Origin of the sequence: Acidovorax sp. sif1233 (assembly GCF_019218755.1) — a bacterium.
Taxonomy (GTDB): Bacteria; Pseudomonadota; Gammaproteobacteria; order Burkholderiales; family Burkholderiaceae_C; genus Acidovorax.
In genome coordinates this window covers 403,962-419,794 of sequence record NZ_JAHUWZ010000005.1, presented here as the reverse complement: position 1 = coordinate 419,794, position 15,833 = coordinate 403,962, and the positions used below count along the sequence as shown (strand labels likewise).

The 15,833-nt window shown below is 66.6% G+C and carries 16 protein-coding genes; 7 read left to right on the top strand and 9 right to left on the bottom strand.

Annotation, left to right across the window (positions count from 1 at the left end; translation table 11 throughout):
- Nucleotides 1-109: 109 nt before the first annotated feature.
- From mrdA to KW843_RS18785, 4 genes are all read right to left on the bottom strand, one after another.
- Nucleotides 110-2,050: a penicillin-binding protein 2 gene (gene mrdA / locus KW843_RS18800; RefSeq protein ID WP_218296671.1), complete on the bottom strand. Its 1,941-nt coding sequence runs from the start codon at nt 2,048-2,050 to the stop codon at nt 110-112.
- A 124-nt stretch (nt 2,051-2,174) separates the two neighbouring features.
- The gene (gene mreD / locus KW843_RS18795; protein WP_218296670.1) at nt 2,175-2,693 is read right to left on the bottom strand and encodes a rod shape-determining protein MreD; all 519 of its coding nucleotides are present in this window, start codon (nt 2,691-2,693) and stop codon (nt 2,175-2,177) included.
- 82 nt (nt 2,694-2,775) lie between these two features.
- Nucleotides 2,776-3,699, bottom strand: a complete 924-nt coding sequence (gene mreC / locus KW843_RS18790; protein WP_218296669.1) for a rod shape-determining protein MreC — start codon at nt 3,697-3,699, stop codon at nt 2,776-2,778.
- Nucleotides 3,700-3,827: 128 nt separating this feature from the next.
- On the bottom strand, nt 3,828-4,871 hold the full coding sequence (locus KW843_RS18785) for a rod shape-determining protein (RefSeq protein ID WP_008907364.1): 1,044 nt from the start codon (nt 4,869-4,871) through the stop codon (nt 3,828-3,830).
- Nucleotides 4,872-5,075: 204 nt separating this feature from the next.
- On the opposite strand from KW843_RS18785, the gene gatC reads away from it, so the two are divergent.
- From gatC to gatB, 3 genes are read left to right on the top strand one after another with little or no spacing between them, the layout of a single operon-like run.
- Complete coding sequence (gatC, locus tag KW843_RS18780; protein ID WP_218296668.1) at nt 5,076-5,375, top strand: Asp-tRNA(Asn)/Glu-tRNA(Gln) amidotransferase subunit GatC; 300 nt, start codon at nt 5,076-5,078, stop codon at nt 5,373-5,375.
- Nucleotides 5,376-5,382: 7 nt separating this feature from the next.
- Nucleotides 5,383-6,885, top strand: coding sequence for an Asp-tRNA(Asn)/Glu-tRNA(Gln) amidotransferase subunit GatA (gene gatA, locus KW843_RS18775; RefSeq protein WP_218296667.1), 1,503 nt, complete (start codon nt 5,383-5,385; stop codon nt 6,883-6,885).
- A 1-nt stretch (nt 6,886) separates the two neighbouring features.
- Complete coding sequence (gene gatB, locus KW843_RS18770) at nt 6,887-8,395, top strand: Asp-tRNA(Asn)/Glu-tRNA(Gln) amidotransferase subunit GatB (protein WP_218296666.1); 1,509 nt, start codon at nt 6,887-6,889, stop codon at nt 8,393-8,395.
- Between the two features lie 91 nt (nt 8,396-8,486).
- Here the strand turns inward: gatB and KW843_RS18765 are convergent, their stop codons facing one another.
- Both KW843_RS18765 and pyrE read right to left on the bottom strand, forming a co-directional pair.
- Nucleotides 8,487-9,194 carry a DUF4124 domain-containing protein gene (locus KW843_RS18765; RefSeq protein WP_218296665.1) on the bottom strand — a complete coding sequence of 236 codons (708 nt, stop codon included), beginning with the start codon at nt 9,192-9,194 and terminating at the stop codon, nt 8,487-8,489.
- Nucleotides 9,195-9,199: 5 nt separating this feature from the next.
- Nucleotides 9,200-9,898 (bottom strand): orotate phosphoribosyltransferase, encoded by a 699-nt coding sequence (pyrE, locus tag KW843_RS18760; RefSeq protein WP_218296664.1) that lies wholly within the window; start codon nt 9,896-9,898, stop codon nt 9,200-9,202.
- A 10-nt stretch (nt 9,899-9,908) separates the two neighbouring features.
- On the opposite strand from pyrE, the gene KW843_RS18755 reads away from it, so the two are divergent.
- Nucleotides 9,909-10,712, top strand: coding sequence for an exodeoxyribonuclease III (locus tag KW843_RS18755; protein WP_218296731.1), 804 nt, complete (start codon nt 9,909-9,911; stop codon nt 10,710-10,712).
- 22 nt (nt 10,713-10,734) lie between these two features.
- The gene (locus KW843_RS18750; RefSeq protein WP_218296663.1) at nt 10,735-12,642 is read left to right on the top strand and encodes a GspE/PulE family protein; all 1,908 of its coding nucleotides are present in this window, start codon (nt 10,735-10,737) and stop codon (nt 12,640-12,642) included.
- A 144-nt stretch (nt 12,643-12,786) separates the two neighbouring features.
- On the opposite strand, the gene KW843_RS18745 is transcribed toward KW843_RS18750, so the two are convergent.
- Genes KW843_RS18745 through gstA form a run of 3 tightly spaced genes read right to left on the bottom strand, consistent with a single transcriptional unit; the run spans nt 12,787 to nt 14,033 of the window.
- A complete protein-coding gene (locus KW843_RS18745; RefSeq protein ID WP_218296662.1) occupies nt 12,787-13,164 on the bottom strand; it encodes a nuclear transport factor 2 family protein in 378 nt (125 codons plus the stop codon).
- Nucleotides 13,161-13,388, bottom strand: a complete 228-nt coding sequence (locus KW843_RS18740; protein ID WP_010467040.1) for a 4-oxalocrotonate tautomerase family protein — start codon at nt 13,386-13,388, stop codon at nt 13,161-13,163. Before KW843_RS18740 ends, KW843_RS18745 begins: the two co-directional genes overlap by 4 nt.
- 36 nt (nt 13,389-13,424) lie before the next feature.
- The gene (gene gstA / locus KW843_RS18735) at nt 13,425-14,033 is read right to left on the bottom strand and encodes a glutathione transferase GstA (protein WP_218296661.1); all 609 of its coding nucleotides are present in this window, start codon (nt 14,031-14,033) and stop codon (nt 13,425-13,427) included.
- 111 nt (nt 14,034-14,144) lie between these two features.
- Between gstA and KW843_RS18730 the strand changes: the two genes are divergently transcribed.
- Both KW843_RS18730 and KW843_RS18725 read left to right on the top strand, forming a co-directional pair.
- Nucleotides 14,145-15,062 (top strand): LysR family transcriptional regulator, encoded by a 918-nt coding sequence (locus KW843_RS18730; RefSeq protein WP_218296660.1) that lies wholly within the window; start codon nt 14,145-14,147, stop codon nt 15,060-15,062.
- 65 nt (nt 15,063-15,127) lie between these two features.
- Nucleotides 15,128-15,766 (top strand): MBL fold metallo-hydrolase, encoded by a 639-nt coding sequence (locus KW843_RS18725; RefSeq protein ID WP_218296659.1) that lies wholly within the window; start codon nt 15,128-15,130, stop codon nt 15,764-15,766.
- Nucleotides 15,767-15,833: the final 67 nt, after the last annotated feature.

Genomic DNA, 15,833 nt, shown 5'->3' with positions numbered 1-15,833 from the left:
GCGCAGGCGCAGGCAGCGGGTTCATTTCAAGAATGGCCGGCACCGCGATTCGATGCCGGATTGGGCTCCTGCGCTTATCTGTATTGCGCTAACAGCTATTGTTTTTATATCAAGGCGCCGCCACGGGCACATCCGCCGCCTTGCGCGGCTTGCCAATGGGAGCGCCGGCCTGGCCCTTTTGCACCGCCGCGATGTCTTCCTCGCTCGGGTAGTCCCCCATCAGCCAGTAGTCGAATACGCGGCGCGCGATGGGCGCCGCATGGGCCGCGCCAAACCCGGCGTTCTCGACAATCAGCGCCAGCGCTATCGTGGGCTGCTCTGCCGGGGCGAACGCCGCATACAGCGAGTGGTCGCGCTGGTGCTCTTCCAGCGCCTTCGCGTTGTACTTCACGTTCTGGCCCATGGTCACCGCCTGCGCCGTGCCGGTCTTGCCGCCGGAGGTGTACGGCGCCCCGGCAAACACGCGCGTGCCGGTGCCGCCCTTGTTCACGGCGACCATGGCATTGCGCACGATGTCCACGTTCCGGGGCAGATACCCCAGGTCTTCGCCGGGCGGCTGCACGATCTCGGTGACGACGCCCGTGACCGCGTTCTTCACGGCCTTGGCCATGTGCGGCCGGTAGCGGATGCCGCCGTTGGCCAGCGTGCCCTGCGCCAGCGCGAGCTGCAGCATGGTGAAGTTGTTGTAGCCCTGGCCGATGCCCAGGGACACGGTCTCGCCGGGAAACCAGCGCTTCATGTCCGGGCGCTTGTAGGCATTGCGTTTCCACTCGGTGCTGGGCAGCGTGCCCCGCACTTCGCCATTGAGGTCGATGCCGGTGGACTGCCCAAAGCCCAGCGGCTTCATGAAGTCATGGATGGCATCGACGCCCATGTCCACCGCCAGCGAGTAGAAGTAGGTGTTGCTCGACTGCTGGATGGCGCGGTGCATGTCCACACCGCCCAGCCCGCCCTCGTGGCTGCGGAAGGTGTGGCCGCCGAAGGTGTAATACCCCGGATCGTTCACCACCAGGCTGGGCGAGCGCTTGCCCAGCTGCAGCGCGGCCAGCGCCATGAAGGGCTTGTAGGTGGAGCCTGGCGGGTACGTACCCCGCAGGGCCCGGTTCAGCAGCGGCTTGTCGATGGATTCGTTGAGCGCGGTCCAGTTCTCCACATCGATGCCTTCGACGAAAAGATTGGGGTCGAACGTGGGCTTGCTGACCAGGGCCAGGATCTCGCCGTTGCGCGGGTCGATGGCCACCAGCGCGCCACGGCGGGTGCCGTACAGCTCCTCGACGAGTTTCTGCAGCTTGATGTCGATGGACAGCATCACGCTGTCGCCGGGCGTGGCCGCGTGGCTGGAGAGCTTGCGCACCGCCCGCCCGCCCGCCGAGGTCTCCATCTGCTCGACCCCGGTGGCGCCGTGCAGCGCGGACTCGAAGCTCTGCTCGATCCCCAGCTTGCCGATGTATTCCGTGCCCCGGTAGTTGGCCTCGTCCTCGGAATCCTGGATGCGCGCCTTCTCGCTCTGGTTGATGCGGCCGATGTAGCCGATGGCGTGGCTGGCCACGTCGCCCAGCGGGTAGTTGCGGAACAGGCGCGCCTTGATGTCCACCCCCGGGAAGCGGTAGCGCTGGGCCGTGAAGCGGGCCACTTCCTGGTCGGTCAGGCGCGTGCGGATGGGCAGCGATTCGAAGTTGCGCGACTCTTCCATGAGCCGCTTGAAGCGGCGGCGGTCGCGGCTCTGGATCTCCACCACCTTGGACAGCTCGTCGATGGTGTCGTCGAGCGTTCCAGCCCGCGAGGGCGTGATCTCCAGCGTATAGGCCGAATAGTTGGTGGCCAGCACCACGCCGTTGCGGTCCAGGATGAGCCCCCGGTTGGGCACGATGGGCACCACCGCCGTGCGGTTGCTCTCGGCCTGCGCCGCCAGGTCTTCGTGCCGGACCACCTGCAGGAACACCAGCCGGGCCGCGATGAGGCAGAACGCACAGAACACCAGGGCGCCGACGATCAGCGCCCGCACGCGAAAGCGCGAGGCATCGGCCTCGCTGCTGCGCACCTCGGTCATGCGGCAGCTCCATCGCGCCACGCCCCGAAGGCGTGCGCTGAAACCGGCGCGCGCCCGTCCCCCGGCCCGCAGCGCTGCGGGACAAGGGGGATGCGGCGCGGGCGCTCAGGAGGTTGCTTCATGGCTACAGAGGCCGGTTCTGGTCGCGGTCGGGAGGCCGGCGCTGCGGCGCCAGCAGCACCCAGCTGGCCAGCGGCCAGAGCAGGGCTTCGAGCACCGGCGCCAGAAAGCTCCACAGGCCCGGGAATATGCCCCCGGACGCCATCCGCAGCAAGAGCTCGATGGCATGGGCCAGCGCGAACAGGGGAAGCACCTGCAGGGCCTGCGACGGCACGCTGAACCACAGCAGGCGGCGGTGGATGGCGATGGCGCCAAACGACAGCACGGTGTAGGACAGCGCGTGCTGGCCCAGCAGCGCCGACTGGCTCACATCCATGCACAGGCCCAGCACGAAAGCCACGCCCATGCCGATGCGCAGGGGCTGGTGCACGCCCCAGAAGACCAGCAGCACCATCAGGACATCCGGCGTCCAGACAATGCGGCCCAGCGGCAGCATGTTGATGGCCAGCCCCGCAGCGAGGCTGGCGACGATGAAGACCGGATTGACCGGAAGCAGCAGCGGCTCGCCGCGCGGCATGATCATCGCGCACCTCCCCGCGGCAGCCACGGGCCATCGCGCAGGACGCGCGGCCCCACAAGGGCCATGGCAGGCACAGGCGATGCCCTCATCCCTTGCGCCCCCCGCGTTTCGCCGGCGCCGGGTGCGCGGGCTCCGGCCGCGGCAGCTCGTTGTCGGCCAGCGGCTTGAGCACCACCACATGGCGGGCGCCCTGCACCTGGGCCAGGGGCACGCAGTAGATGCGCGCGAAGGCGGAATCGGCCCTGCGCTCCACGCGCACCACCCGCGCCACGGGGAGCCCCGACGGGTACAGGCCATCCACGCCGCTGGTGGTCAGCAGATCGTCCTCCCGCACATCGGCGTTGGCGGGCATGAAGCGCAGCTCCATGCCGCCGCCATGCCCGGCCACCGGATCCCCATAGGCGACACCCCGCGCACCCGTGCGAATGTTGAGGACCGGAATGGCCTGGTCGCGGTCCACCAGCAGCGTGACCTCGCTCACGAGCGGAAAGACACGCGTCACCTGGCCGAGCACGCCCGCCTCATCCATCACGGGCGCGCCCATCTCCACGCCGCCCATCTGCCCCCGGTCGATGACCACGCGGCGCGTGTAGGGGTCGGCGGTGTCATAGATCACCTCGGCGGCCTGCGCGGGCGTCTCCAGGCGGCCGCGCAGCGCGAGCAGCTGCCGCAGCCGCTCGTTCTCCAGGGCCAGCTGCTCCGCCTGGTTGGCGCGCTGGCCCATCACGGTCATTTTCTTGCGCGCGGCGTCCAGTTCCTGCTGCGCGGTCTGCAGCGACTGGAAGTACCCGGAACCATGGCTTGCGAACTCCACCGGCTTGAGCATCAGCCACTGCACCGGGTAAAGCACGGTGGCAACCGCCTGGCGGAACGGCCCCGTGAGCTGGAAACGTGCATCGGCCACCATGAGGAACAGCGCCAGCGCGCTATAGACGGCCAGGCGCGAAAGGGCCGAAGGGCCCTGTTTGAAGAAAGGCGGAGCGCTGCGCTCGAGGGTACCCAGTGGCATCGTGCGCAGCGGTCAGGATCTGTCGCGTGAAGCCGGGGCCACGGACGCATGCTCAAAAAGCATTGGAGCGGGTGCAGTCATGCAGTTCAGAGCGCAAAAAAGTGCCTGCAGCATACAGGCCCGGGGGCTTACTCGCTCGTGAAAATGCTGCCCAGGCGGTCCATGCGCTCCAGCGCGATGCCGCAGCCGCGCACCACGCAGGTCAGCGGATCTTCGGCCACCAGCACGGGCAGGCCGGTTTCCTCGGCCAGCAGGCGGTCCAGGTCGCGCAGCAGCGCGCCGCCACCCGTCAGCATCATGCCGCGGTCGGCGATGTCGGCGCCCAGCTCAGGGGGGGTTTGTTCCAGCGCGTTCTTCACGGCGGAGACGATCTGGTTGAGCGGGTCGGTCAGGGCTTCGAGCACTTCATTGCTGGAGATGGTGAAGCTGCGTGGCACGCCTTCGGACAGGTTGCGGCCCTTGACTTCCATCTCGCGCACTTCGGAGCCGGGGAAGGCCGAGCCGATGTTCTTCTTGATGGCTTCCGCGGTGGGCTCGCCGATCAGCATGCCGTAGTTGCGGCGGATGTAGCTGATGATGGCTTCGTCGAACTTGTCGCCGCCCACGCGCACACTGCCCTTGTAGACCATGCCGCCCAGCGAGATCACCCCGACCTCGGTGGTGCCGCCGCCGATGTCCACGACCATGGAGCCCGAGGCTTCGGAGACGGGCAGGCCCGCGCCGATGCCGGCGGCCATGGGTTCCTCGATCAGGTACACCGCCGTGGCGCCGGCCGCTTCGGCCGCGTCCTTGATGGCGCGCCGCTCGACCTGGGTGGAGCCGCAGGGCACGCAGATGATGATGCGCGGGCTGGGGGTGAACAGCGTGCGCGGGTGCACCATCTTGATGAACTGCTTGATCATCTGCTCGGTGATCACGAAGTCGGCGATCACGCCGTCCTTCATGGGGCGGATGGCTTCGATGTTGCCGGGCACCTTGCCCAGCATGGCCTTGGCCTCGTGGCCTACGGCCTGGATGACTTTCTTGCCATGGGGCCCGCCTTCGTGGCGGATGGCGACGACAGAGGGCTCGTCGAGCACAATGCCTTTGTCGCGGGCGAAGATGAGGGTGTTGGCTGTGCCAAGGTCAATGGCAAGGTCGGTGGAGAAATACCGACGGAAAGCTCCGAACATTCAAAAATCCTCTCAGGCACGGCATGCACGTCGGCCTGCCATCGCCGGGTTTACGGGGTCAAATATCGCTTTTTTCGCACAATGACCGGCAGGTAGGAGGGTATTGCGGCAAAGCCGGGATAATACCCCATCCCCTGTGAATAACTCCCTCCGGCGCGGCCCGGATCACAGCTTTACTTCTGGTTTCCCTCAATTCTCCTCCCTATGGCACTGACCCCCCAGGACATCGGCCGCATCGCCAATTTGGCACGGCTTGAGCTGACCCCCTCTGAAAGTGAGCGCATGCTGACCCAGCTCAATGGCTTCTTTGACATCGTGGAACAGATGCGGGCTGTGGATACCTCGGGCATCACGCCCCTGGCGCACCCCGTCGCGGCCGTCCAGGACGTGGCCCTGCGGCTGCGCGAGGACGTGGCCAGCGAGCCCAACCAGCGCGAAGCCAACCAGAAGAGCGCCCCCGCCGTGGAGCGTGGCCTGTTCCTCGTCCCCAAAGTGATCGAGTGAGGCGCGCATGAGCACGACAACGACCAAAGCCCTGCACGACCTGGGCGTTTCCGAGCTGGCCGCCGGCCTGCGCAACAAGCAATTCTCCGCCGTCGAAGCCGCCCGGCATTTCCTGGCCCGCGCCAAGGCGCACCAGAACCTGGGCGCCTACGTGGCCCTGAACGAAGACGCCACCCTGGCGCAGGCGCAGGCCGCTGACGCCCGCCTTGCCGCCGGCACGGCGGGCGCGCTGGAAGGCGTGCCGATCGCCCACAAGGACATCTTCGTCACGCGCGACTTCCCCAGCACCGCAGGCTCCAGGATGCTGGCGGGCTACCAGTCTCCGTTCGACGCCACCGTGGTCACCCGCCTGGCCGACGCGGGCGCCGTCACCCTGGGCAAGCTCAACTGCGACGAGTTCGCGATGGGTTCGTCCAATGAAAACTCGGCCGTGGCGCCCGTGGGCTTCGACGCCCCCGCGCCCGTGCGCAACCCCTGGGACACCCACCGCATCCCCGGCGGCTCGTCGGGCGGCAGCGCCGTGGCCGTGGCCGCGCGCCTGGCCCCTGCCGTCACCGGCACCGACACAGGCGGCTCCATCCGCCAGCCCGCATCGTTCTGTGGCATCACCGGCATCAAGCCCACCTATGGCCGCGCCAGCCGCTACGGCATGATCGCATTCGCCTCCAGCCTGGACCAGGCCGGCCCCATGGCCCGCAGCGCCGAAGACTGCGCGCTGCTGTTGTCCGCCATGTGCGGCCCCGACCCGGACCGCGATTCGACCAGCCTCGATGTGCCAGCCGAAAACTTCAGCGCCCACCTGAACGGCAGCATCGACGGCCTGCGCATCGGCATTCCCGCCGAGTTCTTTGGCGAGGGCCTCGCGCCCGACGTGCGCGCCGCGGTCGACGGCGCCCTGAAGGAATACGAAAAGCTCGGCGCCAGGCTCGTGCCCATCAGCCTGCCGCGCACCGAACTGTCCATCCCGGTGTACTACATCATCGCGCCCGCCGAGGCGTCGTCCAACCTCAGCCGCTTTGACGGCGTGAAGTTCGGCCACCGCGCCAAGGACTACACCGACCTGGTGGACATGTACAAGAAGACCCGCGCCGAAGGTTTTGGCGACGAGGTCAAGCGCCGCATCATGATCGGCGCCTACGTGCTGAGTCACGGCTACTACGACGCCTACTACCTGCAGGCGCAGAAGATCCGCCGCATGATCGCCGACGACTTCCAGAACGCGTTCAAGGAATGCGATGTGATCGCCGGCCCCGTGGCCCCCACCGTGGCCTGGAAGCTGGGCGAACACGGCAACGACCCGCTGGCCGACTACCTGGCCGACATCTTCACCCTGCCCGGCTCCCTGGCCGGCCTGCCGGGCATGAGCGTGCCCGCCGGCTTTGGCGAAGGCGGCATGCCAGTGGGCCTGCAGCTCATCGGTAACTACTTCCAGGAAGCCCGCCTTCTGAACGCTGCGCACCGCCTGCAGCAAGCCACCGACTTCCACCTCCGCCAACCCGGAGGCCTGTGACATGACGACGACCAGCAAATTGATCCACGGTTATGAAGTCGTCATCGGCTTCGAAACCCACACCCAGCTCGCCACGCAGAGCAAGATCTTCAGCCGCGCGCCCACCGCCTTCGGCGCCGAGCCCAACACCCAGGCCTGCGCGGTGGACCTGGCCCTGCCCGGCACGCTCCCCGTGATGAACCGCGAGGCGGTGGCCTGCGCTATCAAATTAGGACTGGCCCTCGGTTCCCACATTGCGCCAGTGAGTATTTTTGCCCGTAAAAACTACTTCTACCCCGACCTACCCAAGGGCTACCAGATCAGCCAGTTCGAGATCCCGGTGGTGCAGGGCGGCGAGGTGGAATTTTTCCTCGGCGACGAAAAGAAAACCGTGCGCCTGGTCCGCGCCCATCTGGAAGAGGATGCGGGCAAGTCCCTGCACGAAGACTTCGTCGGCCAAAGCGGCATTGACCTGAACCGCGCCGGCACGCCCCTGCTGGAGATCGTGACCGAGCCCGACATGCGCTCGTCCGATGAAGCCGTGGCCTATGCGAAAGAGCTGCACAAGATCGTGACCTGGATCGGCATCTGCGACGGCAACATGCAGGAGGGCAGCTTCCGCTGCGACGCCAACGTGTCCGTGCGCAAGCCCGGCGGGCCGCTGGGCACGCGCCGCGAGATCAAGAACCTGAACTCGTTCAAGTTCATGCAGCAGGCGATCGACTACGAGATCCGCTGGCAGATCGACCAGATCGAGGACGGCCACGCCATCCAGCAGGCCACCGTGCTGTTCGACCCGGACACGGGCGAAACGCGTGCAATGCGGACCAAGGAGGACGCGGCGGACTACCGCTACTTCCCCGACCCGGACCTGCCGCCGCTGCACATTTCGGAGCAATGGGTGCAGGAACAGCGGGCGCTGATGGCCGAATTGCCCCGCACCATGGCCGCGCGCTTCGTGGCCGACTACGGCCTGCCCGAGTACGACGCCACGACGCTCACGCAGAGCAAGGCCATGGCGGCGTACTTCGAGGCGGCTGCCAAGGTTTGCGGCCAAGCCAAGCTGGCATCCAATTGGGTAATGGGCGAGCTATCGCGTCGCTTGAACATGGAAGAGATTGGTATCGACGATGCCAAGGTGAGTAGCACTCAACTGGGCGCTCTGATCCAGCGCATTGGCGATCGCACGATTAGCAACAACGCTGCGAAGCAGGTGTTTGAAACACTCTGGGATGCAGGTGTGATTGCTGGGCAACCTATCTCTGATGGATATGTTGACCGCGCGATAGAAGATCTCAAAAAAATCGACGAGATCATCGAATCCAAGGGCCTCAAGCAGATGAACGACTCCGGCGCGCTGGAGAAAATCATCGACGAAGTCATCGCCGCCAACCCCGAGAACGTGGCCCAGTTCCGCGCGGGCAAGGACAAGGCGTTCAATGCGCTGGTCGGCCAGATCATGAAAGCCAGCAAGGGCAAGGCCAACCCGCAGCAGGTCAATGATCTGCTGCGCGCAAAGCTGGGCAGCTGACGCCTGACCAGCCTGCCCTGCGGGGCAAAGGCACGGTAAAAAAACAAAAGGGGCCGCAGGGCCCCTTTGTTTTTACTTCCCCAGCCCGGCCCTAGGGCACGCGCGCCGCCGGTGCGCCAACGGGGGGAACGGCACTGGCCGAGCCCATGGCGGGAGGCACACGCTGCGCGTCCCACAGCTTGCGCAGATGGGCCAGTTCCGCATCGAACCGCGCGTGCACGCGCCGCTTTTCCTGGTCCTGGCCGGCAATGAACCGCTGCTGCTCGGCAACGCTGTCATCGACTTCACCGATCTTGCGGCGCAGCGTCATGGGTGCCTTGTTGGGGTCCTTCTTGTAGAACTCCATTTCCACATCCAGCTTCTTGCGCTCCGCTTTCAGCTCGGCAATGCGCTTTTCGGCGGTGGCGGTCACATCGTCCACCAGCTGGATCGCGGCCGCGCGCTCCACATCGTGGGCCGCCTTGTCGGGGTAGCGCGTCACCAGCACGCGTTCGCGCCGGCGCTCCTCCACCACGCGGGCCCGCTCCTCGGCATCCTTGCGGTTCTGGGCGTCCTGGGCCGCACGCTCCAGCTCGGTGAGCGACGGCCCGATCTGCCGGCGCGTGATGCCCGAGGGGCTCAGCTCGCGCTGCTCCCGGTCCAGGCATTCGGGAATGGGCCGGTCGGCCGTCAGCCGGCGCCCATTGCGGTCCACACAGGTATAGATGCTGCCGGGCGCACCCTGGGGCTGTGCCAAGGCCAGCTCGGCGCCCAGGGTGACCAGCAGAACACCGCCCATGATCCACGCCGACTTGCTCAAATCATCTACCCTTCGTTGACGCCATACCGCTGGCGGTAGGCCAGCACTTTCTCATGATGGGAGCGCATCCCCTCTTCCCCGTTGTGCGAGAGGTACAGCAATAAGTCTGCCAGTCGGGCAATGGCGCACACCTGCATGCCCAGTTGCCCGCGAACGTACTGCACCGCGCTGTGGTCCACATCCTGGCCATTCTCCGTGGCTTTTTCCTGCCGGTCCAGCGCTATGGCCACCGCGTGGGGCGTGGCGCCCGCGGCGCGGATGATGGCGATCGATTCGCGGGCGGCGGTGCCGGCCGACATGACGTCGTCCACGATCAGCACCCGCCCCTTGAGCGGGGCGCCCACGAGCGTGCCGCCCTCGCCATGGTCCTTGGCCTCCTTGCGGTTGTAGGCAAAAGGCACGTTGCGCCCCAGTCGGGCCAGCTCCACCGCGACCGTGGCCGCCAGGGGAATGCCCTTGTAGGCCGGGCCAAAAACCATGTCGAATTCGATGCCGCTGGCCAGCAGGGCTTTTGCATAGAATTCCGCGAGCCGGCCGATCTTGCGGCCATCATCGAACAGGCCCGCATTGAAGAAATACGGACTCAGGCGGCCCGCCTTGGTCTTGAATTCACCGAACCGCAGCACGCCTGATTCGACGGCAAACCGTACAAAATCCTGCGCGAGCTGGCCCTGCTCTGAGGTTTGCGCGCCAACATCCACCATGGGGAAATCCTTGTTCAAGTTAACCAGCCTCAATCTCAATGGCATCCGCTCGGCCACCAGCAAAGGCGTGGAAAGCTGGATGGCAGCCACGCGGCCGGATTGTATTTGCGTGCAGGAAGTGAAGGCCCAGGCGGCCGACATGGCCAACCGCTTCGAGCGCCTGGCCGGCCTGCAGGGTCACTTCCACTTTGCCCAGAAAAAGGGCTATTCCGGCGTGGGCATCTATACCCGGCATGAACCCTCTGATGTAGTCATTGGCTATGGGTCGCCAGAGTTCGATACAGAAGGCCGCTACGTGGAACTGCGCTTTGACACGCCGGCCCGCAAGCTGTCCATCATCAGCGCCTATTTCCCCAGCGGCTCGTCCGGCGAGGAACGCCAGCTGGCCAAGTTCCGCTTCCTCGCCGAGTTCCATCCCCATCTGATGAAAGTCAAGGGCGAACGCGACTTCATCCTGTGCGGCGACATCAACATTGCGCACCAGCAAATCGACCTCAAAAACTGGCGCAGCAACCAGAAAAACAGTGGTTTTTTGCCCGAAGAGCGGGCCTGGATGACAAAGTTGTTGCACACAACTGATGAAGGCGGCGGCATCATAGACGTTTACCGCCAGTTACAACCTACCGCCACCGACACCGCCTACACGTGGTGGAGCAACCGGGGGCAGGCGTATGCCAACAACGTGGGCTGGCGGCTGGATTACCACCTGGCCACCCCCGCGATCGCGGCGCTGGCACGTGCTGAATCCATCTACAAAGGTGAGAAATTCTCGGACCACGCGCCCATCACGGTGGACTATGACTTCAGCCTTTGACGATGCCCGCCCCTGACCATTGATGCCCGACACCGCTGCCTCCACCGCCCCCCCGCCCCATGGTTTTCGCCCCGTCAACGCGGAATCCTTGTGGAAGCAGCTCTCCACTCCCCACCCCACCGTCGGCAAAGCGCGGCACCTGGGCGAGGCGCTGATCCATGCCGGCATGGTGTCACCCTCGGCCCTGCAAGACGGCTTGCAGACCCAGCAGCAGGAGCGCAGCGGCGGGCAGCACCGGCTGATCGGACAGATTCTGGTGGAGGATGGCGTCCTGACCCAGGAGCAGTTGCGCCAGGTCATTGCCGCGTGGCTGGGCGAGTACACCGTGCACCCCGGCGACATCACGCCCGAGGCGGCGGCCCTAGCCCTGGTGCCCCGGGCGATGGCCGAACGTGAATCCGTGCTGCCGCTGATCGCCCGCGAGGATGCGCTGGTACTGCTGATGGCCGACCCGCTCGATCGCGTGCTGCTGGACGAACTGCGGTTTCTCACGCAGCGCCGGCTCATTCCGCTGCAGGCCGCGCCAGGCACGCTGATGCCCGCCATCCACAGCGCCTACCGCACCCAGCCTGGCGGCGCCTCTGACGCCACCGCCGCCGCCCGCGCCACCTCGCGCGAGCTGGCCGCCAACCTGGGCAGCACCGTCCCGGACACGGACTCCGAGCAGGCCGACGTGATCAGCGAGTCGGACAACACCCTGGTGCGGCTCATCAACTCGGTGATCGACGAAGCCATCCACCACCGCGCGTCCGACATCCACATCGAGACCGAGCCCGCTCCGCAGAACGTGCGCATCCGCCTGCGCATCGACGGCGACCTCACGCCCTACCTGGAGCTGCCCGCGCGCTACCGCTTCGCGATGGTGGCGCGCATCAAGATCATGGCGGGCATGGACATCTCGGAGCACCGCAAGCCCCAGGACGGCAAGATCGACTTCGCCCGCTTCGGCGGCCCGCCGGTGGAGCTGCGCGTGGTCACCGTGCCCACCTCGCGCGGGCTGGAGGACGTGGTGCTGCGCCTGCTGGCCGGTGCCAAGCCGCTGCCACTGGAGAACATCGGCCTGAGCCCGCCCAACCTGCAGGCCCTGCGGGCGGTGGTGCAGAAAAGCTATGGCCTGGTGCTGGTGTGCGGCCCCACGGGCTGCGGCAAGACGACCACGCTGCACTCGGTGGTGCGCGACATCAACACGGCAGGCCGCAAGATCTGGACGGCCGAAGACCCCATCGAGATCACCCAGGAAGGGCTGCGCCAGGTGCAGGTGAACCCGCGCATCGGCTGGACCTTTGCCGCCGCCATGCGCACCTTTTTGCGCGCCGACCCGGACGTGATCATGATCGGCGAGATGCGCGACGAGGAAACCGCGCGCATCGCCATCGAGGCTTCGCTGACGGGGCACCTGGTGCTGTCCACCCTGCACACCAACTCGGCGCCCGAGAGCATTGCGCGGCTGCTGGAGATGGGCCTGGACCCGTTCAACTTCTCCGATTCGCTGCTCGCCATCCTGGCCCAGCGCCTGGTGCGCCGCCTGTGCACGGCCTGCCGCGCGCCGCGTGTGGCCGACCACGACACGCTGCTGGGCCTGGCGTCGCAGTACCTGGACAGCGGCACCCACAACACCCCCGAGGCCCGCGCGGCACAGGTGGCGCGCTGGCGCCAGCAGCACGGCGGAGCGCAGGGCGAGCTGCGCCTGTGGCGCCATGTGGGCTGCACGCAATGCGACGGCCATGGCTACCACGGCCGGCTGGGCATCCATGAACTGATGCTGAGCGACGAGACCATTCGCCAGCACATCCGCCACCGCGCCCCCGCCTCGGACATCCGCCACTCGGCACTGGCCGCCGGCATGCTGACCCTGCGCCAGGACGGCATCGAGAAGGTGCTGCAGGGGCTGACCGACATGTCGGAAGTGGTCGCGGCGACCAACCTGTGAGGCGGGCACACCGCCGGTGGTGCCTGTCGCCGGTTTTTTAGCCAAAATGGGCTCTAGCGCTTATCTGGCAAGCGCTAACAGCTATCAATAAATGAGTCCTTCCGAAAGGAGGAACTCGCCCACCGGCTTGCACGCACCGCCGCCTCAGCGATCCAGTTCGTAGTGAAACACCTTGGCAATGATCTGCCAGCGCCCGTCCACGTGGATCAGGGTCAGCAGGTCGGTGAAGTGCTTGGGCAGGATGGCGCATTCGACCTTGGCCAGGGCCGTCACCGGTCCGGCGAATTCAATCGACAGGATGCGCTCCTGCACCGTCTCGCCCCGGCTGGCAGGCGAGGGGCGCTGGTCCACGATGGGGAAATACGCCTCCATGCGCAGGATCACCGCAGGCTCGGCCGTGGCGCAGGCATAGACCGCCTGCGGGTGGAACACGCGGCGCAGGCGCTGCGTGTCGCTGTGGCACAGGCCGTCGAAATAGTCCTGCAGCACGGCGGCGACTGCGTCGAAGCGCGGGTCACTCATGGCGCGCTCCCGTCGGTGGCGGCGCGAGCGCGCTGGCGGCGCACGGTCACCGTCTCACCGGCCACACCCCAGTTGTCGGTCTCGACCTCGTCGATCACGACAAAGGTGGTGGCGGGCTCCTTGTTCAGAACGCGCACCAGCAAATCGGTCGCACCCTGGATCAGTGCGGCCTTTTGCGCACTGCTGACACCTTCGCGCGTCACTTTGATGTTGATGTAAGGCATGGCGTGTTCCTTGTGGATGGATGAATGAACGGCGTCTCAGCCCAGCAACCCTTCGGCCCGCATCGCGGCCTGTACCGCGGGGCGCGCGGCCACACGGCGCATGAACGCCTGCAAATGGGCCAGGTCGCTGATGTCCAGCTTCACGAACTTGGCCCAGCCCAGCACTACAAAAAGATAGGCGTCGGCCGCCGTGAAGTGCTCGCCCGTCAGGTAGTTGCCGTCCTGCAGTTGCGCGTCCAGCCACTCCATCTTCTTGCGCAGCAGGGCGGCCAGCGCGGCCTTGGCCTTGTCGTCCAGCCCGGCCTGGAACAGGGGCGTGAAGGACTTGTGCAGCTCGGTGCTGACGTAGTTCTGCCACTCCATGACCCGGTAGCGCGCCCGCGTGCCGGCGGCCGGCATCAGTTGCGTGGCCTGGGCCTGGTCGGCGATGTATTGCGCAATGACCGGGCCTTCGGTGAGGCGGGAGCCGTCGTCCAGCTCCAGCACGGGCACCTGGCCTTTGGGGTTGATCGCATGGAAATCCTGCCCGTCGGCCGTCTGGTGGCGCGCGGTATCGACCTTCTCCAGCACAAACGGCAAGCCACATTCCAGCAGCAGGATGTGGGGCGACAAGGAGCAGGCGGCGGGGGAAAAGTACAGCTTCATGGGGAGACCTTGGGGGTGTGGTGGAAAGGTGAAGCGATGGTATTGGCGATGTAAACAGCAATAAACTAGGTTCTGGGAATTTCACTGATTACATGAAGTAATAAACAAGACATGGCGCGCCAATTCGACGACCTGAAGCTGGGCAGCATCGAGCTGTTCTGCCTGACCGCGCAGTGGCAAAGCTTCACGGCCGCCGCCCAGGCGGCCGGGCTGACGGCGGCGGCCGTGAGCCGATCGGTGGCGCGCATGGAGGCGCGCCTGGGCGTGCGCCTGTTCCAGCGCACCACGCGCCAGGTGCGGCTGACCGACGCCGGCAAGCGCTACTACGAGCAATGCCGCCAGGCGCTGGGGCAGCTGGCCGAGGCAGAACGCGAGCTGTCGGGCCAACAGCAAAGCCCGGCAGGCCTCGTGCGCTTCAGCCTGCCCACCTCCTACGGGCACTGCCGCATCCTGCCCCTGCTGCCCGCATTTGCGCAGGCCTACCCCGACGTGGAGCTGGAGCTGCAGTTGAGCAACCGCAACGTGGACTTCACCGAAGAAGGCTTTGACCTGGCCGTGCGCGGTCGCGCGCCCATCGACTCGGGGCTGGTGGCGCGCAAGCTGGAGGACGCCGCCCTGGTGGTGGTCGCCGCCCCGGCGTACCTGTCGCGTCGCGGCACGCCGCACGAAACGGCCGACCTGGCGGCGCACGAGTGCATCCAGTTCGTGCTGCCCAGCAGCGGCCAGGCGGTGCCATGGATACTGCGCGACGCGGCCGGGCGCGATGTGGAGGTGCCCACCCAAGGCCGCCTGCGCTGCGCCGACGACATCCTGGGCCCCGTGACCCTGGCGCGTGCCGGCGCGGGGCTGCTGCAGACCTACCGGTTCATTGTGGAGGCCGACCTGCGCAGCGGCGCGCTCCAAGAGCTACTGCCCGCGCACGCGGGCGCCTCCCGCCCGTTTTCGCTGCTGTACCCCGCCAACCGGCACATGCCGCTGCGCGTGCGCGTGCTGGTGGATTTCCTCGTCGATCGGCTGGCGCGGGCTTGAGCCTGGCCCGTCCACCCTGCGCCATGCGCCGGACCGCAAAATACACACAACCACCCTCCCCCACCATGCTCCGCTACCTCACCATCCCTGTTACTGCGTTCCAGCAAAACTGCTCCCTCGTCTGGTGTGACGCCACCCAAAACGCCGCCGTGATCGACCCTGGCGGCGACCTGGAGGTGCTGCTGGCAGAAATCCGGCGCCTTGACCTCACGCTCGAACAGATCTGGCTCACCCACGCCCACATCGACCACGCGGGCGGCACGGGCGAGCTGGCCCAGCGGCTTTCGCTGCCCATCGTGGGCCCCCACCCGGGCGACCAGTTCTGGATCGACGGCCTGCCGCAGCAGAGCGCGATGTTTGGTTTTCCGCCCGCGCAGCACTTCACGCCCACGCGCTGGCTGCACGATGGCGACCAGGTGCAGATCGGCAACGAGACGCTGAACGTGCGCCACTGCCCGGGGCACACGCCGGGGCATGTGGTGTTCCACGCGCCGCAGATCGACCGCGCGTTTGTGGGCGACGTGCTGTTCGCAGGCAGCATCGGCCGCACGGACTTCCCGCAGGGCAACCACCAGCAGCTCATCGACAGCATCACGCAGCGCCTGTGGCCGATGGGAGATCAGACGGTGTTCATTCCCGGCCACGGCCCCGAGAGCACGTTCGGGCGGGAGCGCCAGAGCAATCCCTACGTGGGCAATACCTGACCTGGGCCGTTTCGCTGCCAGCGGACTTCGCCCAGGATGCAGTGGCGCAACGGCTACTACCTGGTGA